Annotated in this window: 25 protein-coding genes; 12 read left to right on the top strand and 13 right to left on the bottom strand. The window is 64.9% G+C overall.

Annotated elements, in window-relative coordinates; genetic code table 11:
- Positions 1-41 precede the first annotated feature (41 nt).
- Positions 42-1,043, bottom strand: coding sequence for a divisome protein SepX/GlpR (sepX, locus tag HBA99_RS05465; protein WP_070916572.1), 1,002 nt, complete (start codon positions 1,041-1,043; stop codon positions 42-44).
- 271 nt (positions 1,044-1,314) lie between these two features.
- Here sepX and HBA99_RS05460 point away from each other — a divergent pair, with 271 nt between their 5' ends.
- On the top strand, positions 1,315-2,208 hold the full coding sequence (locus tag HBA99_RS05460) for a DUF559 domain-containing protein (protein WP_070922716.1): 894 nt from the start codon (positions 1,315-1,317) through the stop codon (positions 2,206-2,208).
- 24 nt (positions 2,209-2,232) lie between these two features.
- Here HBA99_RS05460 and HBA99_RS05455 read toward each other — a convergent pair whose 3' ends face one another.
- From HBA99_RS05455 to HBA99_RS05445, 3 genes are read right to left on the bottom strand one after another with little or no spacing between them, the layout of a single operon-like run.
- Positions 2,233-2,886 (bottom strand): GNAT family N-acetyltransferase, encoded by a 654-nt coding sequence (locus tag HBA99_RS05455; RefSeq protein ID WP_044104202.1) that lies wholly within the window; start codon positions 2,884-2,886, stop codon positions 2,233-2,235.
- On the bottom strand, positions 2,883-4,187 hold the full coding sequence (gene glp / locus HBA99_RS05450) for a molybdotransferase-like divisome protein Glp (protein ID WP_070922717.1): 1,305 nt from the start codon (positions 4,185-4,187) through the stop codon (positions 2,883-2,885). The genes HBA99_RS05455 and glp overlap by 4 nt, the downstream gene beginning before the upstream one ends.
- A 23-nt stretch (positions 4,188-4,210) precedes the next feature.
- A complete protein-coding gene (locus tag HBA99_RS05445) occupies positions 4,211-5,140 on the bottom strand; it encodes a UTP--glucose-1-phosphate uridylyltransferase (RefSeq protein ID WP_030094535.1) in 930 nt (309 codons plus the stop codon).
- 29 nt (positions 5,141-5,169) lie between these two features.
- Here HBA99_RS05445 and HBA99_RS05440 point away from each other — a divergent pair, with 29 nt between their 5' ends.
- The 4 genes from HBA99_RS05440 to mscL all read left to right on the top strand — a co-directional run bounded on the left by HBA99_RS05440 (position 5,170) and on the right by mscL (position 7,360).
- A complete protein-coding gene (locus tag HBA99_RS05440; RefSeq protein WP_420892101.1) occupies positions 5,170-5,799 on the top strand; it encodes a 5-formyltetrahydrofolate cyclo-ligase in 630 nt (209 codons plus the stop codon).
- 90 nt (positions 5,800-5,889) lie between these two features.
- Positions 5,890-6,216 (top strand): FmdB family zinc ribbon protein, encoded by a 327-nt coding sequence (locus tag HBA99_RS05435; protein WP_070951453.1) that lies wholly within the window; start codon positions 5,890-5,892, stop codon positions 6,214-6,216.
- A gap of 64 nt (positions 6,217-6,280) precedes the next feature.
- A complete protein-coding gene (locus tag HBA99_RS05430) occupies positions 6,281-6,955 on the top strand; it encodes an SAF domain-containing protein (protein ID WP_070951454.1) in 675 nt (224 codons plus the stop codon).
- Between the two features lie 9 nt (positions 6,956-6,964).
- Positions 6,965-7,360, top strand: coding sequence for a large-conductance mechanosensitive channel protein MscL (gene mscL / locus HBA99_RS05425; protein WP_030094531.1), 396 nt, complete (start codon positions 6,965-6,967; stop codon positions 7,358-7,360).
- A gap of 26 nt (positions 7,361-7,386) precedes the next feature.
- Here the strand turns inward: mscL and HBA99_RS05420 are convergent, their stop codons facing one another.
- The 8 genes from HBA99_RS05420 to rpmF form a co-directional block, all read right to left on the bottom strand.
- Positions 7,387-8,016, bottom strand: a complete 630-nt coding sequence (locus HBA99_RS05420) for a porin MspA (RefSeq protein WP_070952325.1) — start codon at positions 8,014-8,016, stop codon at positions 7,387-7,389.
- Positions 8,017-8,571: 555 nt separating this feature from the next.
- Positions 8,572-9,177, bottom strand: coding sequence for a porin MspA (locus HBA99_RS05415; protein WP_412457851.1), 606 nt, complete (start codon positions 9,175-9,177; stop codon positions 8,572-8,574).
- A gap of 369 nt (positions 9,178-9,546) precedes the next feature.
- Positions 9,547-9,750, bottom strand: a complete 204-nt coding sequence (locus HBA99_RS24795; RefSeq protein ID WP_081347609.1) for a hypothetical protein — start codon at positions 9,748-9,750, stop codon at positions 9,547-9,549.
- 4 nt (positions 9,751-9,754) lie between these two features.
- Positions 9,755-10,291 (bottom strand): MogA/MoaB family molybdenum cofactor biosynthesis protein, encoded by a 537-nt coding sequence (locus tag HBA99_RS05410; protein ID WP_070943063.1) that lies wholly within the window; start codon positions 10,289-10,291, stop codon positions 9,755-9,757.
- Entirely contained in the window at positions 10,288-11,589 is a 1,302-nt protein-coding gene (locus tag HBA99_RS05405; protein WP_030094527.1) for a S1C family serine protease, read from the bottom strand. Before HBA99_RS05405 ends, HBA99_RS05410 begins: the two co-directional genes overlap by 4 nt.
- A 41-nt stretch (positions 11,590-11,630) precedes the next feature.
- Complete coding sequence (locus tag HBA99_RS05400; protein WP_030094526.1) at positions 11,631-13,166, bottom strand: HAMP domain-containing sensor histidine kinase; 1,536 nt, start codon at positions 13,164-13,166, stop codon at positions 11,631-11,633.
- A gap of 20 nt (positions 13,167-13,186) precedes the next feature.
- Positions 13,187-13,873, bottom strand: a complete 687-nt coding sequence (locus HBA99_RS05395; RefSeq protein WP_030094525.1) for a response regulator transcription factor — start codon at positions 13,871-13,873, stop codon at positions 13,187-13,189.
- A gap of 67 nt (positions 13,874-13,940) precedes the next feature.
- A complete protein-coding gene (rpmF, locus tag HBA99_RS05390; RefSeq protein WP_005063395.1) occupies positions 13,941-14,114 on the bottom strand; it encodes a 50S ribosomal protein L32 in 174 nt (57 codons plus the stop codon).
- Positions 14,115-14,427: 313 nt separating this feature from the next.
- Here rpmF and HBA99_RS05385 point away from each other — a divergent pair, with 313 nt between their 5' ends.
- The 7 genes from HBA99_RS05385 to HBA99_RS05355 all read left to right on the top strand — a co-directional run bounded on the left by HBA99_RS05385 (position 14,428) and on the right by HBA99_RS05355 (position 23,563).
- Positions 14,428-16,146: an acyclic terpene utilization AtuA family protein gene (locus HBA99_RS05385; protein WP_044104193.1), complete on the top strand. Its 1,719-nt coding sequence runs from the start codon at positions 14,428-14,430 to the stop codon at positions 16,144-16,146.
- On the top strand, positions 16,146-17,294 hold the full coding sequence (locus tag HBA99_RS05380; protein ID WP_057968659.1) for an acyl-CoA dehydrogenase family protein: 1,149 nt from the start codon (positions 16,146-16,148) through the stop codon (positions 17,292-17,294). The genes HBA99_RS05385 and HBA99_RS05380 overlap by 1 nt, the downstream gene beginning before the upstream one ends.
- Positions 17,291-18,886, top strand: coding sequence for an acyl-CoA carboxylase subunit beta (locus HBA99_RS05375; RefSeq protein WP_070922719.1), 1,596 nt, complete (start codon positions 17,291-17,293; stop codon positions 18,884-18,886). The genes HBA99_RS05380 and HBA99_RS05375 overlap by 4 nt, the downstream gene beginning before the upstream one ends.
- Positions 18,887-18,899: 13 nt before the next feature.
- Entirely contained in the window at positions 18,900-20,909 is a 2,010-nt protein-coding gene (locus HBA99_RS05370) for an acetyl/propionyl/methylcrotonyl-CoA carboxylase subunit alpha (RefSeq protein WP_070926079.1), read from the top strand.
- Positions 20,906-22,075: an acyl-CoA dehydrogenase family protein gene (locus HBA99_RS05365; protein WP_064407956.1), complete on the top strand. Its 1,170-nt coding sequence runs from the start codon at positions 20,906-20,908 to the stop codon at positions 22,073-22,075. Before HBA99_RS05370 ends, HBA99_RS05365 begins: the two co-directional genes overlap by 4 nt.
- A 13-nt stretch (positions 22,076-22,088) precedes the next feature.
- Positions 22,089-22,874 carry an enoyl-CoA hydratase family protein gene (locus HBA99_RS05360; RefSeq protein ID WP_030094519.1) on the top strand — a complete coding sequence of 262 codons (786 nt, stop codon included), beginning with the start codon at positions 22,089-22,091 and terminating at the stop codon, positions 22,872-22,874.
- A gap of 86 nt (positions 22,875-22,960) precedes the next feature.
- Positions 22,961-23,563, top strand: a complete 603-nt coding sequence (locus HBA99_RS05355; RefSeq protein WP_030094518.1) for a DUF1707 SHOCT-like domain-containing protein — start codon at positions 22,961-22,963, stop codon at positions 23,561-23,563.
- Here the strand turns inward: HBA99_RS05355 and HBA99_RS05350 are convergent.
- Positions 23,517-24,752, bottom strand: a complete 1,236-nt coding sequence (locus HBA99_RS05350; protein ID WP_070922722.1) for a cupin domain-containing protein — start codon at positions 24,750-24,752, stop codon at positions 23,517-23,519. The two genes, HBA99_RS05355 and HBA99_RS05350, sit on opposite strands and share 47 nt — an antisense overlap.
- Between the last annotated feature and the right edge of the window lie 245 nt (positions 24,753-24,997).

Genomic DNA, 24,997 nt, shown 5'->3' with positions numbered 1-24,997 from the left:
CGTGCGATGAGCCGTAAAAAGCTAAGAGCGTCGACCCCGGCCTACTGACCGACAGCGTGCGGCATGCGGTACTGCCGTGGTTCGTCGTAGTAATCCAGGTGCTCGAAAACCGGGTCCTCGTCATCGATTTCGAGGACGGCGGCACCAGGACGGCGCAGCCGCTGCGGGACCACATCGAGCTCACGGTCCGCGACGTTCTCCACGCCCACCACGCGCGCCCGCTGGTAACGCGCGGCGCGACGACGACGCAGCTGCTCCTCGATGCGGGTCTGACGGCGCAGGTAGCCCAGGTAGAGCACCGCCGCCACACCCAAACCGCCGCAGGCCCACCACGCGGTGCTGGTCGCTGTCGCCGCGACTACCCCGGCGATGACCATTGCGGCGACCAGACCCATCAGCACGCGCTTACGGAAGGCGAACTTGCGCGCGTTCTCCTTGGCCATGACGTCGGGGTCGAATCGGCGGCGACGCGACGAGCTGTACACCGGCGGAGCCTGGTGCCGCTCCCGTGTCGGCTCGGCAGGGATTGCCAGACCCGAGGTGTCGTCCACGTACTCGTACTCATAGCTGCGCGAATCGGTTTCGGCGACGGGCGCCTCTTCCAGATCCTCGAGGTCGTCGGACAACGCGGCCTCGCCCGCCGGCAATGCGGTCGCATCCTCGTCGATGACGTCGACGTCTACAGGCTCGTCGGTCTCGATCTTTTCGGGACGAACCTTGCGCACGGCCATGGCCTTGACGGCCTGCGCGGCGTCCTTGTCTTGTTCGGTGGGCTCGCTGGCGATGACGCCGGTCGAGTCTTCGTCCTCGTCTTCGAGTTCGTCGATGTCCTCGCGACGGAAGTCGGGGTCACTACGGTGACCGGCAGCAGGGCCGGTGCGGCGCAGCAGCTTGGCGGCCTTCCCGTTGAGAACCCGGGTGGCGAGGGCGACGTCGCTCGTGCGCTTCACCACGTCACGCTTGTTGATCAGCATCGGCACCAGGACGAACAGCCACAGCACGACCAGTCCGATCCACAACACCGATTGGGGGATGCTCGGCATCTCGGCCTGCTCCTTTCTGTGCGCGTCAGGTGTGCCTCTGCGCCTTAAGCCTCAGGTCAAGGCTAGGTTGGCGATCTGCGCACGTTATGAGGCGCGCCGATACCAATTACACACCTGTAATTCTACAGGGGCAAGCATCACAGGCCCCAATAGTCACATCAGTCTCAGTAATATTTCGCGAGCCTGCGCCTCACGACGGTTTTTCTCCCGAAAGCGTCGCGAGACGCAGACTCGCTAAGGGGTGTCGGAGCGCGGTGGGACGCTGCGCGCCATGGGGGACATTCCGTGGCCATTTCGCTCAGCCGACGTACTCGCATCCGGTGCGATCTCCGAACGCCGGATGCGCCGGTTGTATCGGCAGCTGTACCCCGGCGTATTCGTGCCAAGAGATGCGCAGCTCTCGGCGACCGAACGAGCGGTCGCGGCCTGGCACTGGTCGCGGCGCCAGGGCATTGTCGCCGGACTGTCGGCATCTGCCCTACACGGTGCGAAATGGATAGACGGCGATCGACCAGCTGAACTCGTGTTTGACAACTACCGGACACCGTCCGGATTGACAGTCCATCAGGATTCGCTACTCGCCAACGAAATCACCGAGGTCCACGGCACGAATGCCACGACGCCCGCACGTACGGCGTTCGACCTCGGACGGCGCCTGCCCCTCGGCCACGCCGTGGAGAGAATCGATGCCCTGATGAACGCGACCGGCCTGACGACCGCCGAGGTTCACGCGGTGCTGGCCCGCCATCCCGGCGTCCGCGGCGTCGTGCGCCTACGCGAAGTGCTTGAACTCGTCGACGCAGGAGCCGAGTCACCACAGGAAACCCGCACTCGCCTGCTCCTGATCCGCAGCGGATTCCCCAAACCTCAGACGCAGATACGGGTGCTCGACAGATTCGGTGACTTCGTGGCACGTGTGGACATGGGGTGGGAGGACGCGAAGGTAGGAGTCGAGTTCGACGGCGCGCAGCATTGGACGGATCCACGCCAACGTTCCCGGGACATCGACCGTGCCGCAGCACTCACGGATGAAGGCTGGACGATCATCCGGGTGACCTCAGAACTGCTTCGGCACCGCCCCGGCACGATCGTCAGCCGCGTCGACGAAGCACTTCAGATGGCGAGTCTGCGTCTCACGACGGTTTTCCCCCCGAAAGCGTCGTGAGACGCAGACTCAGCAGGAACGAGCTCAGGCCCAGGCGGCGTTTCCGGATCGCACCAGCATCGCGGCCACCGATCCACGCACTTCCTCGACCGTCATCGCCACCAACAGATGGTCACGCCAGGCACCGTCGACGTCGAGATACCGCTTGAGCAGCCCTTCCTCACGGAAACCGACCTTGGACAAGACCGCGCGGCTGGCCCCGTTCTCGGGCCGCACCGTCGCCTCCACCCGGTGCAGGGTGACCGGCCCGAAACAGTGATCGAGCCCCAGCGCGAGCGCCGCGGTTGCCACCCCTTGCCGGGTAACCGTGCTGACCACCCAGTACCCGATCCAGGCCGAGCGCAGCGCGCCATGCGCGATATTGCCGATCGTCAGCTGCCCGACGAAATTCCCGTTCAGCTCGATCGCGCACGGAATCATCCGCCCCTTACGCGCCTCGGCCCGCAGACCCGAACACAACGCGGGCCAGGAAGACACGCCGTGGCGCGCCATCCAGTCGACCTCCGAGGACGGTTCCCACGGTTGGAGATGCGTCTGGTCGGCCAGCCGTGCCCGGCTCCACGCCATCCCGTCCCGCAACCGGATGGGCCGCACCGACACCACTCCCGCGGGCACGCGCAGTTTTCCCAGCGGCATCGGCCAACCGGGATGTGCACTCTCTTGACGCCAGACGCTCATCCGCGCTGCGCCAGGAACGCGACCTCGACGATCTCCCCGGTACGAACCTGTTCCACCTCGGCGGGCACGATCACGAGGCAATTGGCCTCCGCAAGCGTGGCGAGAAGATGCGAGGACGCACCCGGCGCGCCCAGGATCTGCACCAGATACTCACCGGTGTCCTGATCACGCATCAGCTGGCCACGCAGAAAACCCTTGCGCCCGGCGATAGAGGTAATAGGAGAAACTGTGCGCGCCTGGACAATTCGGCGCTGCGCGTGCCTGCGCCCCAGAGCCAGGCGGATCAGCGGCCGCACCATCACTTCGAACACCACCAGGGCGCCCACCGGGTTCGCCGGCAACAGGAAGGTCGGCACCGCGTCACGACCCAGCTGACCGAAGCCCTGCACCGAACCCGGATGCATCGCGATGCGCCCGACCTCCATATCGCCCAGCGCCGACAGCGCCTCACGAATCCCCTCCGCGGCGGCACCGCCGACGGCGCCGGAGACGACGACAACCTCTGCCCGGTTCAGCTGACCCTCGAGCACCTCGCGGAATGCGGCGGGCTCCGCGCTGACGATGCCCACCCGGTTCACATCGGCACCGGCATCGCGGGCCGCGGCCGCCAGCGCATAGGAGTTCACGTCATATACCTGGCCGTTGCCGGGCGTGCGGTCGACGTCGACAAGCTCGCCACCCACGCTGATCACCGACAGCCGAGGACGCGGATGCACCAGCACCCGATCACGCCCCACCGCGGCCAACAACCCAACCTGCGCGGCGCCGATGATCGTGCCCGCACGGACCGCGACATCACCGGGTTGCACGTCATCACCGGTGCGCCGCACGTAGTCACCCGAACGCACCGCGCGCAGCACCTTGACCCGCGACTCACCACCCTCGGACCAGCGCAACGGCAGCACCGCATCGGCCAATGTCGGCATCGGGGCACCGGTCTGCACCCGCACGGCCTGCCGGGGCTGCAGCCGAGTGGGAGTGCGCTCCCCTACCCGCACCGTGCCGACCACGGGCAACTCGACCGTTCCGATCTCGCCGCTGGATTCCGCGAGGTCATCTTCCTCATCCGGGGCGCCTTCACCCGGGCTGATCACACGCACCACACCACCGGCAGCCTGCACATCCACGCTGCGCACGGCGTATCCGTCGATGGCGGCCTGGTCAAACCCGGGTAGCGGCCGAGCGGTCACCACTTCCTCGGCGCACAACAAACCCTGGGCCTCGGCGATCGCCACCCGAACCGGGCGCGGCGCGACCGCAGCCGCCGTCACTTTGGCCTGCTGCTCCTCGACCGAACGCACTGGTGCCCTTCTCTACTTGAGCGTTACTCGGAATCAGGCAGCGTGGCAGGTCCCAGACCCAGCCGCTCGACCAACCACTGCCGCAAGCCCGGACCGTAGTCGTCGCGGTCCAACGCAAAGTCAACAGCAGCCTTGAGATAGCCGCCAGGATTTCCCAGGTCGTGTCGGGATCCGCGATGCACGACGACATGCACCGGATGTCCCTCATCGATCAGCAAGGCGATGGCGTCGGTGAGCTGTAGCTCGCCGCCCGCACCCCGTGGAATCCGCTTGAGCGCATCGAAGATCACCCGATCCAGCAGATACCGCCCGGCGGCGGCATAGTTCGACGGCGCGTCCTCGGCCTTAGGCTTTTCGACCATTCCCTTGACGCGCAACACATTTGGGTTGGCAGCATCGGGCACGATCTCGACGTCGAACGCACCATAGGAACTGATCTCCTCGGGCTTGACCTCGATGGCGCAGAGCACCGAGCCGCCGCGCTTGGCCCGCACCTTGGCCATGGTCTCCAATACGCCCCGCGGCCACACCAGGTCATCGGGCAGCAGCACCGCAACGGCGTCTTCGTCGTCGTCAAGGACCGGCTCCACACAACCCACCGCATGCCCGAGGCCAAGCGGCTCGGCCTGGACCACCGATTGCACCTTGATGAGTCCGGGTGCGCGGCGCACCTTCTCAAGCATGGCGTGCTTACCGCGGTCCTCGAGCGTGCCCTCCAGCACCAAGTCCTCGACGAAATGCGCGACGACGCCGTCCTTGCCCTCCGAGGTGACGATCACCAGGCGTTCGGCACCGGCCTCGGCCGCCTCCTCCGCCACCAGCTCGATACCCGGGGTGTCGACCACCGGGAGTAGTTCCTTGGGCACAGTCTTGGTGGCCGGCAGAAACCGGGTGCCCAGACCTGCGGCGGGCACCACGGCGGTGCGCGGGATGGACACGTCAGGGGCCGTCATAGCCACTCACCCTAACCACTGACCACGGGATTGCGTGGTTAAGGCGGTACCGTCACGGAATCGGCTCTCCCCAGAACACCCCAGAGAACATCAAGGACGTCCTGCGGCAACAGATTGTGCAGGCACGACGGGCGATGTCGCCTACCGATCGCGAAAAACAGAACGCCGCACTCGCCGCGCATGTCGCAACCGCGGCTTCGGGGCTCTCGGTGGTCGCCGCCTACCTGCCGGTGGGATCCGAGCCCGGGACGGTGGAGATGCTCGATGCCCTGGCCACCCGCGGTGTCCAGGTTCTGCTCCCCGTCGCACGTCATGACGCGATGGGGACCCCAACCTCACTGAACTGGGGCCAGTACCGACCCGGAGAGCTCATGGACGCACCTTTCGGGCTGCGGGAACCAGCGCCGCCGGTGTTCGGCCCCGCCGCCCTTGCCGACGCCGAGCTGGTATTCGTCCCGGCACTCGCGGTGGACAGACGGGGAAACCGGCTGGGCCGTGGCGCAGGCTTTTATGACCGATCACTGAGGTTCGCCGCAGCCTCGGTGGCGTTGATCGCACCCCTCTATGTCGGCGAGATACTCGATGACATTCCGGCCGGTCCGCACGATGTACCGGTGACCCAGGCGCTGACGGCAGACGGATTGGTCACACTCGGCTGAATCCCCAGGTTGCCCAGTGGCGGACCTAGCACTCCAAACGGTAGAGTGCTAGTGGCGTTTCATGGCTTGCCAGTTCCTGGAGGACCCCTCATGCCCACCTATTCCTATGCGTGTGCCGACTGCGGCGAGAAGTTCGACATCGTCCAGGCGTTCACCGACGATGCCCTGACCGTGTGCCAGAAGTGCTCGGGCAAGCTGCGCAAGCTGTTCAACTCGGTGGGCATCGTGTTTAAGGGCAGCGGCTTCTACCGCACCGATAGCCGCTCGGGCAGCGTGGACGCCGCCGCGAAGGGCGATTCCGGCAGCAAGAGTGAATCCAAGTCCTCCGAGTCCTCGGCGAGTAGCTCATCGACGTCGAGCACTTCGAGTTCCTCCAGCTCGACATCCACCGCCACCGCATCCGCTGCCGCCAGCTGACGAGTTATCCACAGCGGCACATTGCCTGCTGACGTGGGGCTGCGCGTCGTCCTAGCGTGAGGGCATGGCCCGCTCGCCTCTCGATCCCACTGCGCTGCAGCGCGTATCGGCGGCACTCCGCCCCGATTGGGCACGCTCAGCATTGGCCCGGCGCATCGCGGCGGCGATCCTGGTGCTGTTCGCGGCCGTGCTGGCATTTCGCCCCGATCCGGCCGACGATCGTGTCGAGGTGATGGTCGCCGTCCATGACCTGCATCCCGGCACGATCCTCACCGGCGATGACGTACGACTCGAAAAGCGTTCCTCGACAATCCTTCCGGACGGGGTCAGCACCAATGCGGGAACCATTGTGGGTGCGACGCTCGCCGGGCCGGTTCGCCGAGGGGAAATGCTGACCGATTTACGCGTGTTGGGCCCGCGATTGGCAGAGTCGGCCGCCGGCAAGGACGCGCGCATCGTCCCGGTGCCGCTGGGCGATGCCGCCACCGTCGACATGATCCGCACCGGAGATATCGTCGACATCCTTACTGTGGCCGATCGTGGACCCGGCGCACCGGATACAGCGCCACCCGAACCCGCCGTGCTGGCCACCGGCGCCGTGGTGGTGCTGGTGTCGCCGAAACCCTCAACCAAAGGCGTTGGGACGCAGCGGGTGGTAATGGTCGCATTGCCGCCGCAGCAGGCAAATCGTGTCGCCGCAACCGCGTTAGTCCAAGCGATAACGCTGACCTTGCGTTAGTGTCAGACCATGCTCAAGGGATTCAGAGATTTTCTGCTGCGCGGCAACGTCATTGACCTCGCGGTCGCCGTGGTCATCGGCGCGGCATTCACCGCATTAGTCACCAAATTCAGCGACGCCGTCATCCAGCCGCTGATCAATCGGATAGGCACCGGCCCCGATTCGGATCACCCTGCGCTCAAGGTGGGGATCGGCGGCGGCCAATATCTGGACTTCAACGTCCTGATCACCGCCACCATCAACTTCATCCTGATCGCGGCGGTCGTCTACTTCCTGGTGGTGCTGCCGTACAACACGATCAAGGAGCGGTTGGCCAAGTCGGGTGAAGAGCCTGCCGCTCAAACCGAGGCGGAATTGCTCGTCGAGATCCGCGACCTGCTGGCCGAGCAGAAGAAGACGTCCTAACTCTTCTGCCCGGCCCGCCAGGGCAATTACTTCATGTCCCAGGTTTCGCCGTAGGTGGTGACGCTGTCACCGGCGCTACTGATCAACCGGGCGTAGGGGCGCAGCAGCACACCACCGGCCGCACCGGTCACCGTGCCATGGGCATTACTGACCGCAACGGCACCCTTGGGTCCGGCGATCGCCACCGAGAACGTCGCCACTTCCTGGATACCGGGGCCGTTGCCCAGGTCAACGTTGATACCCGCCGAGGGCAGCAGGTTGGTGGTCTGAACGTATGAGGCTTCCGGAGTGCCACCGAAGGCGTTCGGAATACCGTAAAGAATCGAGGTATTGGGGGTGGTGTAGTTGAAGTTCAGCCCCACACCCAGCGACCAGGGGTAACCCACCTGATAACCCAGCTCCAGGGTGCCCTCAAACGCGTCAGAACCGTCGCCCGTCACCTCATACGCGGCGCGGCCCGAATGGAACCACTCACGGGTCAGGCGGTTGCGGTCCAACGGAAACACACCATTCAGGAACGTGTCCCACTGCTGAATCCGCAGTGTCCGACCCTTGCCATCAACCAGGGTCAGCTCATCGTCCAGACCCGCATGCGCCGTCGCCGTCCCGATAACTGCCAGTCCCACAACGCCAGCCACCGCGAGTATCAATCGCATGAGGGTGTTGTGCATGACCTGCCAGATGCCACCTGTTCTCATTTAGCTCCCTCAATACTCGGGCGGATACACGCCTGGACAATGCCTATTTCGCCCGGACCACATTGTTGCCCAAGCGGGCCAAACGTAACGGCCAAATCATCCCTACGAGTTTCCCGAATGTTTCCGGCAAGCTAACTCACAGCCGATGCACAGATTCTGTGATTACGCACCGTTCTTAACTGCGCAGCATCCTGCCGCGACGCACCTATTGAGTAATGGCAATTACTTCATGCCCCAGGTTTCGCCCCGAGTGGCGACACCGTCATCCGCGGAGTCAATGCCGGGCATGAGGACGCAGCAGCACCCCCGCCCCGTCACACCGCTGCACCACGCGACCTAGAGGGAGAAGTCAGCCGCCAAGCGCAGCCATCCCCTGGAGCGGCAGGGGCACCCGCCTCGTCTCGGAACTCCCTTGACCGCGCGATGACGACCTCGCCCTAGGCAAGGCCGCCCATCCTGCGCGAAGAATTCTTGCGTGAAAACGCCTGGTGCCCAGAAGTCAGCGAAAGCTCGCTACTTCATGTCCCAGGTTTCACCGTAGGTGGTGACGCTGTCACCGGCGCTACTGATCAAGCGGGCGTAGGGGCGCAGCAGCACACCACCGGCCGCACCGGTCACCGTGCCGTGGGCGTTCGATACCGCGACGGCACCCTTGGGTCCGGCGATCGCCACCGAGAACGTCGCCACTTCCTGGATACCGGGGCCGTTGCCCAGGTCAACGTTGATACCCGCCGAGGGCAGCAGGTTCGTGGTCTGAACGTATGAGGCTTCCGGAGTGCCACCGAAGGCGTTCGGAATACCGTAAAGAATCGAGGTATTGGGGGTGGTGTAGTTGAAGTTCAGCCCCACACCCAGCGACCAGGGGTAACCCACCTGATAACCCAGCTCCAGGGTGCCCTCGAACGCGTCTGCTCCGGGGCCCGTCACCTCGTAGACCGCGCGGCCCGAATGGAACCACTCACGGGTCAGGCGGTTGCGGTCCAACGGAAACACACCATTCAAGAACGTGTCCCACTGCTGAATCCGCAGTGTCCGGCCCTTGCCATCAACCAGGGTCAGCTCATCGTCCAGACCGGCATGCGCCGTCGCCGCCGTCGCAAAGAGAGCAACAAGAGTCATGACTAGGGCGCCAACCGCCAACAGACCGTGGCGGGCCCAGCCCGATACCTTGCTCAACAGCTTCATTCTGTTCCTATCAGTCCACTCATGGCGAACATGAGAATTTCCTAAGCGACGGACAGAAGGACGATATCGGCACGGTGACCACGCGGCAATCTGAACGCGAGTTCTGTTCGCGGTGGACTCACCCAACTCTGGGCACGTACGTGAAGCCGAAGTTAGCCGAACCCAAGACATCCCCGGGTTAACAATTGGGTGAACGAGCAATTTGCTGGGAAACGCCCAGGCACGACGGGGGAACCGACACCCCGAATGGGTATCCAGGCTTCGCGACCTGCCGGATTTACGCGTTCGATATGCGGGAATTCCTTAGCCGTGATGGGGCGGCACGTTATCGCGCAACCACCGATCACTTTCGTGCAAGCCGCGCGAATCGTTCACATCGCGTTCATCTGGACCCAAACACGGCATCGCCTGGCCGAAGATCCTGTCGATGTCCGCATTGCTGACCGTTGTTCCCCCTTCGCCACTTTTGTGGCGAAGGTCACAATCAGGGCCCTCCGAGGTCGGCACCCGATCAGATCTCCAGACTCGATAGCTGTTCGATGATCTGAATCGCCATCGGTGTCACCGTGGCCATTCCATCGCGCACCGCAGCTCGTGTTCCCGCAATGTTGACCACCAGGGTGCTTCCCGAAATACCCGCCACGCCGCGTGACAGACCAGCCTCGGTGACACCTGCCGCAAGCCCCGACGACCGGATGGCCTCGGCGATGCCGAGCAGCTCACGGTCGAGCAATGGCTGAGTGGCCTCGGGGGTCACGTCGCGCGGGGTGACGCCGGTGCCACCCACGGTCACCACGAGATCCACACCGCCGATGACCGCGGTGTTGACCGCATTCTGAATCTCGGTCAGGTCTCCCTCGACCGCCACCACACCGTCAACCACGATTCCGGCCTCCGAGAGCAACTCGGTGACCAGCGGACCACTGGTGTCCTGGTCGCCGTGGGCCGTTCTGTCGTTGACGATGACGACCAGAGATCGCCCCACCGGTAGCACCTCAAGCTCTGTCATGGAAGCAACCGTAACGGCTCGCAGGGACATCTGAGTCATCGGGCGACCTCACCCAATGTCACATCCACGGTCTTCTCCGGTCCGCCGTTGCCATCGGTGTAGGTCAGCGTCACCTTGTCTCCCGGCGCCTTGGAACGCACGGCGGCCACGAGGCCGTCGGCGCTGTTCACCGGGCGGTTGTCCACCTTCGTGACGACCGACCCGTTCGGCACTCCGGCCTTCTCTGCGGCACCACCGGCAACCACCTCGACGATCTTGGCGCCCTGGATCTCCTTCTCATTGCCAACCCGAACTCCCAGAGAAGCGTGGGTGGCGTGGCCGTTGGCGATCAGCTGATCGGCGACCCGCTTGGCTTGGTCAACCGGAATCGCAAAGCCCAGGCCGATGGATCCACCTTGTGTCTCGCCGCTGGAATCTCCACCCATGGTCGCGATGGCGGAGTTGATGCCCACCAGCTCACCGTTCAGGTTGACTAGCGCACCACCGGAGTTGCCCGGGTTGATGGCGGCATCGGTCTGGATGGCGTCCAGCACGGTGTCCTGGTTACCCGCCTGTCCCGCGGTGAACACCGGGCGGTTCAGCGAGCTGACGATGCCCGTGGTCACCGTGCCGTCCAGACCCAACGGAGAACCGATCGCGACAACCGACTGCCCCACAACAAGATTCGCGGAGGAGCCAAGTGCGACGGGCGTCAGGCCCGAAGCGCCGGTGATTCGGATCACGGCGATGTCGGTGGCGGGATCGATCCCCACCACGGTGAAGGGCGAGTTCTTGCCGCCCGCGATGGTGGCGGTGGTCTTGGCGCCGGGTTCACCCGCAGCCTGAACGACGTGCGCGTTGGTAAGCACCAAACCATCGGCGGAGAGGATGACCCCTGATCCCTCTTCACTCGAACGACCCATGATTGTTTCGAGCTTGACGACACTCGGAAGCACCTTGGCCGCAACCTGTTCCACCGATCCCGCGGGCAGCGCGGACACCTGTTGCGCAGCGGGCTGACGGCCCGGAGCAATAGGAGTCAAGCCGGTGCTGCCGCTGGTGACGACGGGCGCCTTGTGTTGGCGGTCGGCGACGACGGCACCCACAGTTCCGCCCAGCCCACCGGAGACCAGAGCCAGGACGGTCGCACCCACCACGAGCCCGCCACTGCGCTTCCCCCGGGGGGCCTGATTCTGCGGCTGAGGGGGACGCTGCTGGTTCGGCGGCTGCTGCTGTGAGTATCCGTATGCCTGGCCCTGATAGTGGTGGCCGGACTGCGCATGATGCGTCGGCGCTTGTTGCCCGGAGTAGTGACCGGACGGCCGGTAGGCCCAATTGCCGTGGGGGTCGTTGGTCATAGGTACTTCCTCACCCGTCCTTCATAGGCGTTCACGATCGACTAGCTCGGGTGCCACGCTGCCGGAGCGGACTGAGAATCCACTGAGATCTCCCTCGCGTTTGGCGCAGACTTCCGGCGCCCGGCGGTGTCACCACCGTCGGGGTGCCCGACGGGTCCGGGACGGCCCGGAAGAAGCACGTGCATCGACGTACCCGGGGCCGGACTGCCGTCGACCACCGCACCGGGTTCCGTCTCCTCGACCTTGATCGCGCCACCATGTTTGAGCACAACTTGCTTCACGATGGCCAACCCCAAACCCGATCCCGGCATTCCCCGGGCCGGGGTGGCCCGGTAGAACCGCTCGAAGACCAGATCCCGTTCGGCGGGCGGAATCCCAGGCCCACGATCGGAGATCACCAGCTCGGCGTGCGCGGCGTCCACCTGGGCCAGCCGCACCGATACCGTGGTACCCGATGGGCTCCACTTCGCCGCATTGTCGAGCAGATTGAGAACCGCACGCGACAGCCCTGCCGCGTCTCCGTAGACCTGCCACGGCTGCATGACGACGTCGAATTCGATGTCATTGCGACGGCGGCGGACTCGTTCCAAAGTGCCCTCGACCACCTCGACCAGGTCTACCGGCTCATGCACGATGTCGGCACCGTCACCACGTGCCAGATCGACCAAATCGCCCACCAATGTGGACAATTCCTCGATCTGGGCGATCACATCGAGTTGCAGCGCTTCCATTTCCTCGTCGGGTAGACGGGGAGCGCCCGGTTGCATGGCCGCCATCAGCAGCTCGGTATTGGTGCGCAACGAGGTCAGCGGCGTGCGCAGCTCGTGGCCCGCGTCGGTCACCAGACGTGCCTGGCGGTCTCGGGACTCGGCCAGGGCACGCAACATGGTGTTGAAACTGATTGTGAGCCGCGCTAATTCGTCGCTGCCGGTGACGGCAATGGGTCGCAGATCATCGGTTCGGGCGACGCGTTCGGCGGCATCGGTGAGCCTGGCCACCGGCCGCAACCCGGTGCCGGCCACCACGGCTCCAGCGGCGGCCGCTACCGCCACGCCTACGCCGCCGACAATCAGCAGCACCCAGCCCAGTCGCCGCAGCACGGTATCGGTGGGGTCGAGCGATTTCGCCATGATCAACGTGCTGCCATTGTCGAGTCTAAGTGCAAGCACGCGTTGATGATTGACGGTGCGCAGCGACTGCTCGAGCTCGCCGCGGGTGACCGCCTGCTCGGGAGCACCGTAGGGAATGATCTGTCCCTGCTGTGTCGCCGAGAACGTGATGAGCCCCGGAAAGATCAGCTTGGCGTTGACATCGGCGGAGTACGCGGTGCCTTCGATGGCGCGACGCGGGTCCACCGACAGCAGCCCACTGCCGATGAGCAGATTGGCGCGATCGTTGAGCTGCTTGTCGACATCGCGATACAACGCCGTGGATACCAACAGGTATGACGCCACGGCCATCAGCACCACGACCATCGCCACCATCGACATCGCGAGCAGCATCACGCGCCAGCGCAGCGATACCGATGAGCTGGTTGCCCGTAGTGGAGAGAACAGTGCAGACGTCGGTCTGCGCATCCGTAGTGTCGCCATAGGGATTACGGAGGGGTCTCCCGCAGCACGTAGCCGACACCGCGAACGGTGTGGATGAGCCTGAGCTCCCCCTCGGCTTCGGTCTTGCGCCGCAGATAACCGACATACACCTCAAGTGCATTACCGGACGTTGGGAAGTCGAATCCCCATACCTCTTCGAGGATGCGGCTGCGCGTGAGCACCCGCCGGGGGTTCGTCATGAGCATTTCCAGCAGTGCGAATTCGGTACGGGTCAGGCTGATCGACCGAGTGCCCCGGTAAACCTCGCGGGTGACCGGATCGAGCGTGAGATCACCGAAGCTCAGCGTGGCAGCGTCCGCCGACTCGTCGACGGTGGTCCGGCGCAGCAGCGCCCGCATCCGGGCCAGGAGTTCCTCAAGCGCGAAAGGCTTGGGGAGGTAATCGTCGGCGCCCGCATCCAGACCCGCCACGCGCTCGGAGACCGAGTCTCGTGCGGTGAGCACCAGGATCGGCAGATCATCTCCGGTGCTGCGCAGGCGACGGCATACCTCGAGTCCGTCGAGCTTGGGCATCATCACGTCGAGCACCAGCGCATCCGGCCGGTCGGCCGCGATGACATTCAGCGCATCGACGCCGTCCTCGGCCAGATCCACCGAGTACCCATTGAAGGACAGAGACCGTCTCAACGACTCGCGCACAGCGCGGTCATCATCGACTACAAGAATTCGCACAGGTACCAGTGTTAACCGTGCGGCTGAGATATTACTGAGGAAGCCTGAGAATCAGGTCTCGCGTCGTTCAGCGACGGTCGAGATCGATGAGCCCGAGGCGGGCAGCCTTGAGCAGGCGACGGGGAACCTTGTGGTTCTGTCCGCCGACAGTGACATTGACCAGCTCAGTGGCAGTGGCCTTCCACTGCGAACGCCGGCTACGGGTGTTGGAGCGGGACATTCTCCGCTTGGGGACGGCCATGGTCGCGCCCTCTCCTTATTTCTCAGGTTTCTGTGTCATTCGCCCGCGCCGCGCCAACATGTCGGGCGCAGCGAGCGACAATCACCACACGATAGCCGGTGGCGGACATGAGCTGCAAATTTGCTTGGATCAATCCGCGCCGACACGCCGTATCGCGGCGGATTCGTATCGCATTTTCTCACCATAAGACGGCGTGTCGACGCCATCACCTTTGCTCGGCCAACCACTTGGTTGGACCGCTAGATTGACGTTTTAGTGCGTGGGGTAATTTGGCAGCGCACGAGCAGTCGATGCCGACCTCGAGAGGACCACCGTGACCACTGCGCCGGTACGAATTGGGAACTGTTCAGGCTTTTACGGTGACCGAATATCGGCCATGCACGAGATGCTCACCGGCGGTGAACTCGACTACCTGACCGGCGACTATCTGGCCGAACTGACGATGCTCATCCTCGGGCGCGACCGCGCCAAAGCCCCCGAACGCGGCTACGCCAAGACGTTCCTGCGTCAGCTCGAGCAGTGCCTGGGCCTGGCCCAGGACAAGGGCGTGAAGATCGTCGCCAACGCCGGCGGTCTGAACCCCGCGGGTCTGGCGGAGGCCATCCGCGCACTCGCGGAAAAACTGGGAATCGCGGCCAATGTCGCACATGTCGAGGGCGACGATCTCCTGCCCCGTGCCGCAGAGCTCGGACTGGGGTCACCGCTCACTGCCAATGCCTATCTCGGCGCCTGGGGCATCGTGGAATGCCTCAATTCCGGGGCCGACATCGTGGTCACGGGCCGGGTCACCGACGCCTCCGTGATCGTCGGCCCCGCCGCCGCACACTTCGGGTGGCGCCGCGACGACTACGACAAGCTCGCCGGTGCGGTCGCGGCCGGGCACATCATCGAGTGCGGCACCCAGGCCACCGGAGGCAACTACGCCTTCTTCACCGAGATCCCCGACCTTTCGCGTGCCGGGTTCCCATTGGCCGAGGTACATGAGGACGGTTCGTCTGTCATCACGAAGCACACGGGTACCGGCGGCGCGGTCAGCGTGGGCACCGTCACCGCACAGCTGCTCTATGAGATCACCGGGGCGCGGTACGCCAACCCTGATGTCACTACCCGGATCGACAGCATCGAGCTGACCCAGGAGGGCCCCGACCGGGTGCGGGTCTCCGGCGTGACGGGCGAGGCACCACCACCGGACCTGAAGGTGTCGCTGAACGCATTGGGTGGCTTCCGCAATCAGATGACGTTTGTGCTCACCGGACTCGATATCGACGCCAAGGCGGATCTGACCCGCAAGCAGTTGGAGTCCGCCCTGTCTTCCCCCGCGGGAGCCCCGCAGGACATCCAATGGACGCTGGGCCGCACCGATCATCCGAATGCCGACACCGAACAGGCGGCCAGCGCCCTGCTGCACGTGATGGTGCGCGACTCCGACCCGAACAAGGTAGGGCGGCAGTTCTCCAACGCTGCGGTGGAGCTGGCCCTGGCGAGTTACCCCGGCTTCCACGTCACCACGCCTCCCAAGGACGGTGAACCGTACGGCGTGTTCACTCCGGGATACGTCCCCGCGGAGAAGGTTCCGCATGTGGCCGTGCTGGCCGATGGCTCGCGTATCGATATCGCACAGGCCTCCCAGACACTGCCCCTCGCCGACGCTCCGGCAGCGGCGCTGCCCGAACCGCTTCCGGCCGGGCCGGTACGCCGAATCCCACTGGGAACCCTCGCGGGTGCTCGCAGCGGCGACAAGGGCGGCAGCGCCAACGTCGGCGTCTGGGTGCGCACCGATGAGGAATACCGCTGGCTTGCGCACGCCCTGACTATCGACGCGCTGCGTGAGCTGCTGCCGGAAACCGAGCAGTTGGAGGTGGCGCGCTACCTGTTGCCCAAGCTGCGGGCCGTGAACTTCGTCATCCAGGACATTCTCGGCAAGGGTGTGGCCTATCAGGCCCGGTTTGACCCACAGGCCAAGGGAATTGGCGAATGGCTGCGTTCCCGTGAGATCGACGTCCCCGAATCCCTTCTGAAGGAGACAATCTAGTGGCCCAGTGGAACACCCCGGAGCGCAAGGCGCTTCGGGAGACCGTACGTGACTTCGCCGAGCGCGAGATCCTGCCGCATGTCAACGAATGGGAACGTGACGGCCTGCTTCCTCGTGAATTGCACCGCAAGGCCGGCGATCTGGGTCTGCTCGGTCCGGGCGCGCCCGAGGAGGTCGGCGGTGGCGGCGGAGATGCCATCGACCCGGTGATCGTGTGCGAGGAACTGCACTATGCCGGTGTGCCCGGCGGCGTGTTCGCTTCCCTGTTCACCTGCGGCATCTCCACACCGCACATCATCGCCTCCGGCGATCAGCGCCTCATCGACAACTACGTCAAGCCCACCCTGGCCGGTGATCTCATCGGATCGCTGGCCATCACCGAACCCGGCGGTGGGTCCGATGTCGGGCATCTGACCACCTCGGCCAAGAAGGACGGGGATCACTACATCGTCAACGGCGCCAAGACCTTCATCACCTCCGGCGTGCGCGCCGACTACGTGGTGACCGCGGTCCGCACCGGCGGACCGGGGGCGGCCGGAGTCTCGCTGCTGCTGATCGACAAGGACACCCCGGGGTTCGAGGTCGCCCGCAAGCTCGACAAGATGGGCTGGCGCTCTTCGGATACCGCCGAGTTGTCCTTCACCGATGTGCGGGTACCCGCCGAGAACCTGGTGGGTGGCGAAAACACCGGCTTCGCGCAGATCGCCGGCGCCTTCGTATCCGAGCGAATCGGCCTTGCCGCCCAGGCATATTCGAGTGCGCAACGCTGCCTGGACCTGACCGTGGAATGGTGCAGGAACAGGGAGACCTTCGGGCGCCCCCTCATCTCCCGTCAATCCGTGCAGAACACCCTCGCGGAGATGGCCCGCCGCGTCGATGTGGCGCGGGTGTACACCCACGCGCTGGTCGACCGCGCGATTGCCGGTGAAACCAACCTCATCGCCGAAGTCTGTTTCGCCAAGAACACCGCCGTCGAAGCCGGCGAGTGGGTGGCCAACCAAGGCGTCCAATTGTTCGGAGGCATGGGCTATATGACCGAGAGCGAGATCGAACGGCAGTACCGCGACATGCGCATCATCGGAATCGGTGGCGGCACTACCGAAATCCTCACTTCCCTGGCGGCCAAGCTCCTGGGGTTCCAGTCGTGACAATCCTGCGTACCGCCGTCAACACCAGCTCTCCCGAATACGTCGACGCGGCAGCGGCCATGGCGACCAAGCTGGCCGAGGTCAATGCCGAAACCGCGAAGGCACTCGCCGGTGGTGGCGACAAATACGTTGCCCGCCATCACGAACGCGGCAAGCTGCTGGCACGTGAGCGCATCGAGCTGCTCATTGACCCCGACTCCCCGTTCCTGGAGCTGTGTCCGCTCGCGGCCTGGGGCAGCGACTTCACCGTCGGGGCCTCGCTGGTCACCGGCATCGGCGTGGTCGAGGGTGTCGAGTGCATGATCGTGGCCAACGACCCCACCGTCAAGGGTGGTACCAGCAACCCCTGGACACTGCGTAAGGTGCTGCGGGCCAACGATATTGCCTTTAAGAATCGCTTGCCCGTGATCTCACTGGTGGAATCCGGTGGTGCGGACCTGCCCACGCAGAAGGAAGTATTCGTTCCCGGCGGACAGATGTTCCGCGACCTCACTCGGCTCTCGGCCGCGGGCATTCCGACGATCGCTCTGGTGTTCGGCAACTCGACCGCCGGTGGCGCCTACATTCCCGGTATGTCGGACCATGTCGTGATGATCAAGGAACGCTCCAAGGTGTTCCTGGCGGGTCCGCCGCTGGTCAAGATGGCGACCGGCGAGGAGTCCGACGATGAATCGCTCGGCGGCGCCGAAATGCACTCCCGCGTTTCCGGTTTGGGCGACTACCTGGCAGCCGATGAACAGGACGCCGTACGGCTCGGTCGGCAGATCGTCGCGCGCCTGAATTGGGTCAAGAAGGGCCCCAAGCCCGCGGCGGTGATCGAACCCATCGCAAACCAGGAGGAGCTACTCGGCATCGTCCCCGGGGACCTGCGCATCCCGTTCGATCCGCGTGAGGTCATCGCGCGGATCGTCGACGGTTCGGAGTTCGACGAGTTCAAGGAGCAATACGGCTCCTCATTGGTCACCGGCTGGGCCCGGCTGCACGGGTACCCGATCGGCATCCTCGCCAATGCGCGCGGCGTGCTGTTCAGCGAGGAAGCGCAGAAGGCCACTCAGTTCATCCAGCTGGCCAACCAGACCAACACGCCACTTCTCTTCGTACACAACACCACCGGATACATGGTGGGTAAGGAGTACGAAGAGGGCGGCATGATCAAGCACGGGTCGATGATGATCAACGCCGTGTCGAACTCGACGGTGCCGCATCTGTCCCTGATCGTCGGGGCCTCCTATGGCGCAGGGCATTACGGCATGTGCGGCCGCGCTTACGATCCCCGGTTCCTGTTCGCCTGGCCCAGCGCGAAATCCGCGGTCATGGGCGGCACCCAGTTGGCCGGCGTCATCTCCATCGTGAGCCGTGCCGCCGCGGCGGCACGCGGCCAGGCCGTCAACGAGGACGCGGACGCCGCTATGCGGGCTGCCATCGAGGCACAGATCGAGGCAGAGTCGCTGCCCATGTTCATGTCCGGACGCCTGTATGACGACGGGGTCATCGACCCCCGCGATACCCGAGCGGTGCTCGGTATGTGCCTGTCCGCCATTGCCAATGGACCGATCGAGGGGACGTCGAACTTCGGCGTCTTCCGGATGTGAGGGTTTGGAACATATGACTGCGCCTTCGATCACCTCTGTTCTGGTCGCCAACCGCGGCGAGATCGCCCGCCGCGTCTTCGCCACCTGCCGCAAGCTTGGGCTCGGAACTGTCGCCGTCTATTCGGACGCCGACGCCGACAGCCCACATGTGTCCGAGGCCGATGCCGCGGTGCACCTACCCGGCACCTCCAGCGCAGAGACCTACCTGCGCGGTGAGCTCATCATCGCCGCGGCCAAGGCCACCGGCGCCGACGCAATCCATCCCGGTTACGGATTCCTCTCCGAGAATGCCGATTTCGCTCGCGCGGTGGCGGACGCCGGCCTTACCTGGATCGGCCCGCCGGTCACGGCAATCGAGTCGATGGGCTCGAAGATCGAGTCCAAGAAACTCATGGAAGCCGCCGGCGTGCCGGTGCTGGGCCAGCTCGACCCCGACACCGTCACCGCCGATCAGCTTCCGGTGCTCGTCAAGGCCTCCGCCGGTGGCGGTGGCCGTGGTATGCGGATCGTGTCAGATCTCGACAAACTTCCCGCTGAAATCGCTGCCGCACAACGGGAAGCCCAATCCGCATTCGGGGACCCGACGGTCTTCTGCGAGCGCTACCTGGGCACCGGCCGGCACATCGAAGTCCAGGTGATGGCCGACAGCCACGGCACGGTGTGGGCCGTGGGTGAGCGCGAGTGCTCCATCCAGCGCCGTCACCAGAAGGTCATCGAGGAAGCACCCTCGCCCTTGGTGACCCGAATCGACGGCATGCGCGAGCGGCTCTTCGAGGCGTCACGTACCGCCGCGGCGACAATCGGTTATGTGGGCGCGGGCACCATGGAATTCCTGGCCACCGAAGACGGCGAGTTCTTCTTCCTCGAGATGAACACCCGCCTGCAGGTGGAGCACCCGGTGACCGAGTGCACCACCGGTCTGGACTTGGTGCTGTTGCAGATTCAGGTGTCCGAAGGCGGACGGCTCGATCCGGAACCTCCTGCGATCCACGGTCATTCGATCGAGGCGCGGCTGTATGCGGAGAATCCGGCCGCCGAGTGGCAACCGCAAAGCGGCACCGTGCGGCGCTTCGACATACCTGGGGCCAGTGCGGAATTCCAGCTGCCTGGACATCCGGGGCGCAACGGGATCCGCTTGGACTCGACCATTGTCGACGGCAGCGTGGTGTCGGTGCACTACGACCCGATGCTTGCGAAGGTCATCACGGTGGCGCCGACGCGCACCGAGGCCGCCCGGCTGCTGGCCTCGACGCTGGAACGCGCGCGGATACACGGGCTGACCACCAACCGTGATCTGTTGGTCAACGTGTTGCGTCACCCCGCGTTCCTCGCCGGTGACACCGACACGTCATTCCTGAACAAGCACGGCCTGGACATCCTTGCCAAACCGCTGGCTGATGAGGCGGCGCACCAGTACTCGGCGCTTGCCGCGGCACTTGCCGACGCGGCCGCGAACCGGGCCTCGGCGGTAGCCTGCGCGGCCCTTCCAAGCGGCTGGCGCAACCTGGCGTCCGGCTTCCAGACCAAGGAATTCGCGGTCGGCGAGAGCGTCATCTCGGTGCGGTATCGCCTGACCCGGTCCGGCCTGGAGCTGGATGGCGACTGGCCATCCATTGACTTGGTCTCGGCGACACCGGATCACGTGGCGCTCGTCATTGACGGCGTCCGGCGTGGATTCGACGTGTCCTTCTACGGGGCAACTGTGGACGTCGACTCCCCACTCGGTCCGGTGGCACTGGCCGTGGTGCCCCGATTCACCGACCCCAGCACCGAGGTGGCGGCGGGCTCGCTCATCGCGCCGATGCCAGGAGTGGTGCTGCGGGTGGGTGCCGCGGTGGGAGACACCGTCACCGCGGGTACACCCATTGTCTGGCTGGAGGCCATGAAGATGGAGCACACCATCGTCGCCCCCGCCGACGGCGTTCTAGAGATCCTCAATGTCGAACCGGGACAACAGGTCGAGCTCGGCACCGTACTAGCCCAGTTGGCCGCGGAGGCCAATACCGAAGGAGAGCCCACATGACGCAGACCAATCCGTACGTAGAGTCCGACGAGCGCAAGGCGCTGCGCCAGGCGGTGGCCTCGCTCGCCGGTAGCTACGGCCACGAGTACTACCTGGAGAAGTCCAAGACCCACGCACACCTGAACGAGCTGTGGGATGAGGCAGGAAAGCTCGGCTTCCTGGGAGTGAACATTCCGGAGGAGTACGGCGGCGGCGGCGCCGGCATGTACGAGCTCGGGCTCGTGTTCGAGGAGCTTTCGGCGGCCGGGTGTCCCCTGCTGATGATGGTCGTCTCCCCCGCCATCAATGCCACGATCATCGCCCGCTACGGCACCGATGAGCAGAAAAAGAACTGGCTGCCCTCGATGGCCGACGGCACCTTCACCATGGCGTTCGCCATCACCGAACCCGACGCCGGCTCGAACTCCCACAACATCATCACCACCGCCAAGCGCGACGGCGGCGACTGGATTCTCAACGGGCGCAAGGTCTTCATCTCCGGCGTCGACCAGGCCAACGCCGTGCTGGTGGTGGCGCGCACCGAGGAGGCCAAGACCGGCAAGCTCAAGCCGGCGCTGTTCGTGGTGCCTACCGACACCAAGGGATTCGAGTACACACCCATCGATATGGAGCTCACGCTCCCGGAACGGCAGTTCCAGGTGTTCCTCGACGACGTGCGCGTGCCGGGTAATGCGCTCGTCGGCTCCGAGGATGCCGCGCTGATGCAGCTGTTCGCCGGTTTGAATCCCGAGCGAATCATGGGCGCCGCCAGCGGGGTTGGCCTCACCCGGCTCGCGCTGAGCAAGGCCACCGACTACGTCAAGACGCGCCAGGTGTGGAAGACACCGATCGGCGCACACCAGGCCATTGCGCACCCGCTCGCCGAGATCAAGGTCGAGCTGGAGCTGGCCAAGCTCATGATGCAGAAGGCCGCCACCCTGTACGACCACGGCGACGACTGGGGCGCAGCGGAGGCGGCCAACATGGCCAAGTACGCCGCGGCGGACGTGGCCTGCCGGGCCGCCGACCGGGCCGTGCAGTCCTTGGGCGGCAATGGATTGACCTCTGAATACGCCGTGGCGCCGCTGTTGAACCTGTCGCGCTTCGGGCGTATTGCCCCGGTGAGCCGGGAGATGATCCTCAACTTCGTCGCGCAGACATCGCTCGGCCTGCCCCGCTCGTACTAAAAGGAGACACCCCATGAGTGACACTCTCGTCCAGTACGAGGTGGACGGTCGCGCCGCCCGTCTGACGCTCGACTCACCGCATAACCGCAACGCGTTGTCCAGCGGCTTGGTGCGGCAATTACGAGAGGGGCTGCAGCGCGCCGCCGCCGACAAAACGGTGCGCGCCGTGGTGCTCACCCATACTGGCAACACGTTCTGCGCGGGCGCCGATCTGTCGGAGAGCTCAGCGGCATCATCCGATCCCCAGGATGTCGCCAAGGATCGGGCGGGCCAACTCACCGCATTGTTGCGCGACATCCTGGAGCTGCCGCTACCGGTCGTCATCGCCGTCAACGGCCATGTGCGAGCCGGCGGCTTCGGCCTCGTCGGTGCCGCCGATATCGCGGTGGCAGGACCCGACAGCACCTTCGCACTGACCGAGGCGCGCATCGGCGTGGCGCCGTCGATCATCTCGCTGACACTGCTGCCGCGCCTCACCGGCCGCGCTGCCGCGCGCTACTTCGTCACCGGCGAGAAGTTCGACGCACGGGTGGCCGCGGAAATCGGGTTGGTGACCAAGTCCGTCGACAGCTCCGAAGCAGTCGAGGCGGCAGTGACGTCATTGGTCGATGACATCGCGCTCGGTTCGCCCCAGGGGCTGGCGGAGTCCAAGAAGCTCACCACCGCGCCGATCCTCGCCGATTTCGATGCTCGTGCAGTCGAGTTGACGGAAACGTCGGCGCGTCTGTTCGTCTCGCCGGAGGCGCAGGAGGGCATGTTGTCGTTCCTCCAAAAGCGTCCTCCCGCCTGGCAAGTGTGAACCAGTCGGCACTACGCGTGTAGTGCGCTGAGCAACACGAATGAACCGCGTGCCTTTAAGCGCCGTTCGTCGTAGGCTCGGCGGTGATGAGCAACCTCCCTGAGCGGGTTACCGCATCGATGCGGGCCGCAGACGCCGATCGCATGCGTGTCGCGCAGCTGTTATCCGACGCAGCGGCGCAGGGGCGGCTGGAGCTCTCCGAATTCGAGGAACGCCTCACCAAGGTGTACTCGGCAAACACATACGGTGAACTTGATCAGCTCAGCGCCGACCTGCCCGCCGTCGCTACCGCCCAGGTTCGAGGTAAAGACAGCAAGCCAGCACCATCAACGGTGCTGATGGCGATCATGAGTGGATTTGAACGACGGGGCCGCTGGAACGTGCCCGGCAAGCTCACTTCATTCGCGCTGTGGGGTGGCGGCGTGCTGGACCTGCGTTACGCCGACTTCACTTCCAACGAGGTCGAGATCCGCTCGTTCTCCATCATGGGTGGCCAGACGATCCTCCTGCCACCAGAGGTCAATGTGGATGTCCGGGGCGTCGCCGTGATGGGTGGCTTCGATCACTCGGCGAGCGGCACCGGGGTACAGGGCGCACCACATGTGACGGTCAAGGGGTTCTCGCTGTGGGGCGGGGTAAACGTCAAGCGGAAGCGGCGCAAGCGGCGTGAGTCGATGGAAGAGCGCTGACAGCGTCGAAAGCACCGAAGCGCCACAGCGTATTCACAATCTGACGGCGCCGATCGACATCCAGTTCTGATGCCAGGACGGCATCAAGATCATCCAGGGTGAACTCGCCGGACAGCGCTAGGAGTCCGTCAAGATTCACCGCGCCGCCGAACGCTATGTCCCGGCCACGGGCCACCAGATGAGTCCGATCCGCACCGACGATTGATTGCACCACCGCGGGGTAGGCCCAGCCGAGCGGGACACCCGCAGGGGCATCACCGGTGCGCAAGGCCGCCACCTTAGGGGGCCGCAGATACCCGGCGGTGCGCTGTTTGGCCGCCGCCAGTTCCATGGCTGTCGCCAGCCCCGACATCGCTTCGGGGTCGCCGAGCGTGTTGAGCACCAGCCGGCGGAGGTCATCGAAGCTGCGCGGCTCGTGTGCCGCGTCCAATTGCGCGCCGAAATGGTCGATCATCCAGTCCGAGAACGACTTCCGGATGTTGGGCGGGAAGAGTGTAACTCCCAGAAAGACAGAAGGGCCGGCATTGCGGAACAGGTGATAGCGCCCCCGGGGAATGCATATGAAGTCACCCGGAGTCAGGGTGTAGCGGTGCGCTCCGGGCAGCAGTCGGTCGAAGTCAAACGAGACCTTGCCCAACGACGGGTTCTCGAACAACTGGTGGTGGTCGATTCCATCGGCGGGCCACACCCAGAGTTCCTTCACACCAGGGCCCAGATGGAAGATCAGCGATGGCTCGTCGTCCTTGTGTATCCCGAAGGGAGTCCACTCCACATCGGCGATAAACGTGTAGATATCGGCGCCGGACACCAGATCTCGTCCCGGAACAAGGCTGCGCACCAGGGCCTGAGCGAACGCGCCAAGGCCCAGATCCCATGAGGAGACGTCGTTGATGGCGACACATGCCGGACGGTCGTCGGCATTCTCGGCGAGCCATTCGGTCAACGGCTGCGCGCCTTGCGGAGCGGTACGCGCAAGCCGCTCGGTGAGCTTGAAGTCGAATTCACTGCCCCGGAATCCGCGTAGTCGCAACCCTTTTCCACCTGCGGCGGTCGCCGTAGCCACCGCCGCGGCGATCCGGCCGCTGATCACACTCGGGTCTGTCACCAATCCGGGAAGGAAGACCGTTTCTTCGTACCCGGGGGCCCACTCCCCGACAAACTGACGCCAGCGAGAGTCTTCGACGAACACTATTTCGCCTCCATGGCTGCGTCCGGGCGTGCACAGCCGGGGGGACGACCATGCACGCCCGGCGTCCACTCTTAGTGGCTGGCAACCATTTCCGTTGTGGCAACGATCTCTTCGTCCTCGACAACGATCTCAACAGCGATTTCGCGCATGGCGGTTCCTTTCCTTCGAACGGTTAACTGCCGAACTCATCACAGGCACCGTGCTGGCATCCGTCGCGTGGAGCCACCGCGGTGGACGTACGCCCA

This window comes from Mycobacteroides chelonae, assembly GCF_016767715.1.
In the GTDB taxonomy this organism is placed as follows: Bacteria; Actinomycetota; Actinomycetes; order Mycobacteriales; family Mycobacteriaceae; genus Mycobacterium; species Mycobacterium gwanakae.
This window is presented reverse-complemented; position numbering and strand designations above follow the sequence as displayed.

Excerpts from the sequence above, each read along its gene's own strand:
- sepX (WP_070916572.1), bottom strand. The coding sequence starts at position 1,043 with ATGCCGAGCATCCCCCAATCGGTGTTGTGGATCGGACTGGTCGTGCTG.
- HBA99_RS05460 (WP_070922716.1), top strand. The coding sequence starts at position 1,315 with ATGGGGGACATTCCGTGGCCATTTCGCTCAGCCGACGTACTCGCATCC.
- HBA99_RS05455 (WP_044104202.1), bottom strand. The coding sequence starts at position 2,886 with ATGAGCGTCTGGCGTCAAGAGAGTGCACATCCCGGTTGGCCGATGCCG.
- HBA99_RS05445 (WP_030094535.1), bottom strand. The coding sequence starts at position 5,140 with ATGACGGCCCCTGACGTGTCCATCCCGCGCACCGCCGTGGTGCCCGCC.
- HBA99_RS05435 (WP_070951453.1), top strand. The coding sequence starts at position 5,890 with ATGCCCACCTATTCCTATGCGTGTGCCGACTGCGGCGAGAAGTTCGAC.
- HBA99_RS05430 (WP_070951454.1), top strand. The coding sequence starts at position 6,281 with ATGGCCCGCTCGCCTCTCGATCCCACTGCGCTGCAGCGCGTATCGGCG.
- mscL (WP_030094531.1), top strand. The coding sequence starts at position 6,965 with ATGCTCAAGGGATTCAGAGATTTTCTGCTGCGCGGCAACGTCATTGAC.
- HBA99_RS05420 (WP_070952325.1), bottom strand. The coding sequence starts at position 8,016 with ATGCGATTGATACTCGCGGTGGCTGGCGTTGTGGGACTGGCAGTTATC.
- HBA99_RS05415 (WP_412457851.1), bottom strand. The coding sequence starts at position 9,177 with ATGACTCTTGTTGCTCTCTTTGCGACGGCGGCGACGGCGCATGCCGGT.
- HBA99_RS05410 (WP_070943063.1), bottom strand. The coding sequence starts at position 10,291 with ATGACTCAGATGTCCCTGCGAGCCGTTACGGTTGCTTCCATGACAGAG.
- HBA99_RS05405 (WP_030094527.1), bottom strand. The coding sequence starts at position 11,589 with ATGACCAACGACCCCCACGGCAATTGGGCCTACCGGCCGTCCGGTCAC.
- HBA99_RS05400 (WP_030094526.1), bottom strand. The coding sequence starts at position 13,166 with ATGCGCAGACCGACGTCTGCACTGTTCTCTCCACTACGGGCAACCAGC.
- rpmF (WP_005063395.1), bottom strand. The coding sequence starts at position 14,114 with ATGGCCGTCCCCAAGCGGAGAATGTCCCGCTCCAACACCCGTAGCCGG.
- HBA99_RS05370 (WP_070926079.1), top strand. The coding sequence starts at position 18,900 with ATGACTGCGCCTTCGATCACCTCTGTTCTGGTCGCCAACCGCGGCGAG.
- HBA99_RS05365 (WP_064407956.1), top strand. The coding sequence starts at position 20,906 with ATGACGCAGACCAATCCGTACGTAGAGTCCGACGAGCGCAAGGCGCTG.
- HBA99_RS05360 (WP_030094519.1), top strand. The coding sequence starts at position 22,089 with ATGAGTGACACTCTCGTCCAGTACGAGGTGGACGGTCGCGCCGCCCGT.
- HBA99_RS05355 (WP_030094518.1), top strand. The coding sequence starts at position 22,961 with ATGAGCAACCTCCCTGAGCGGGTTACCGCATCGATGCGGGCCGCAGAC.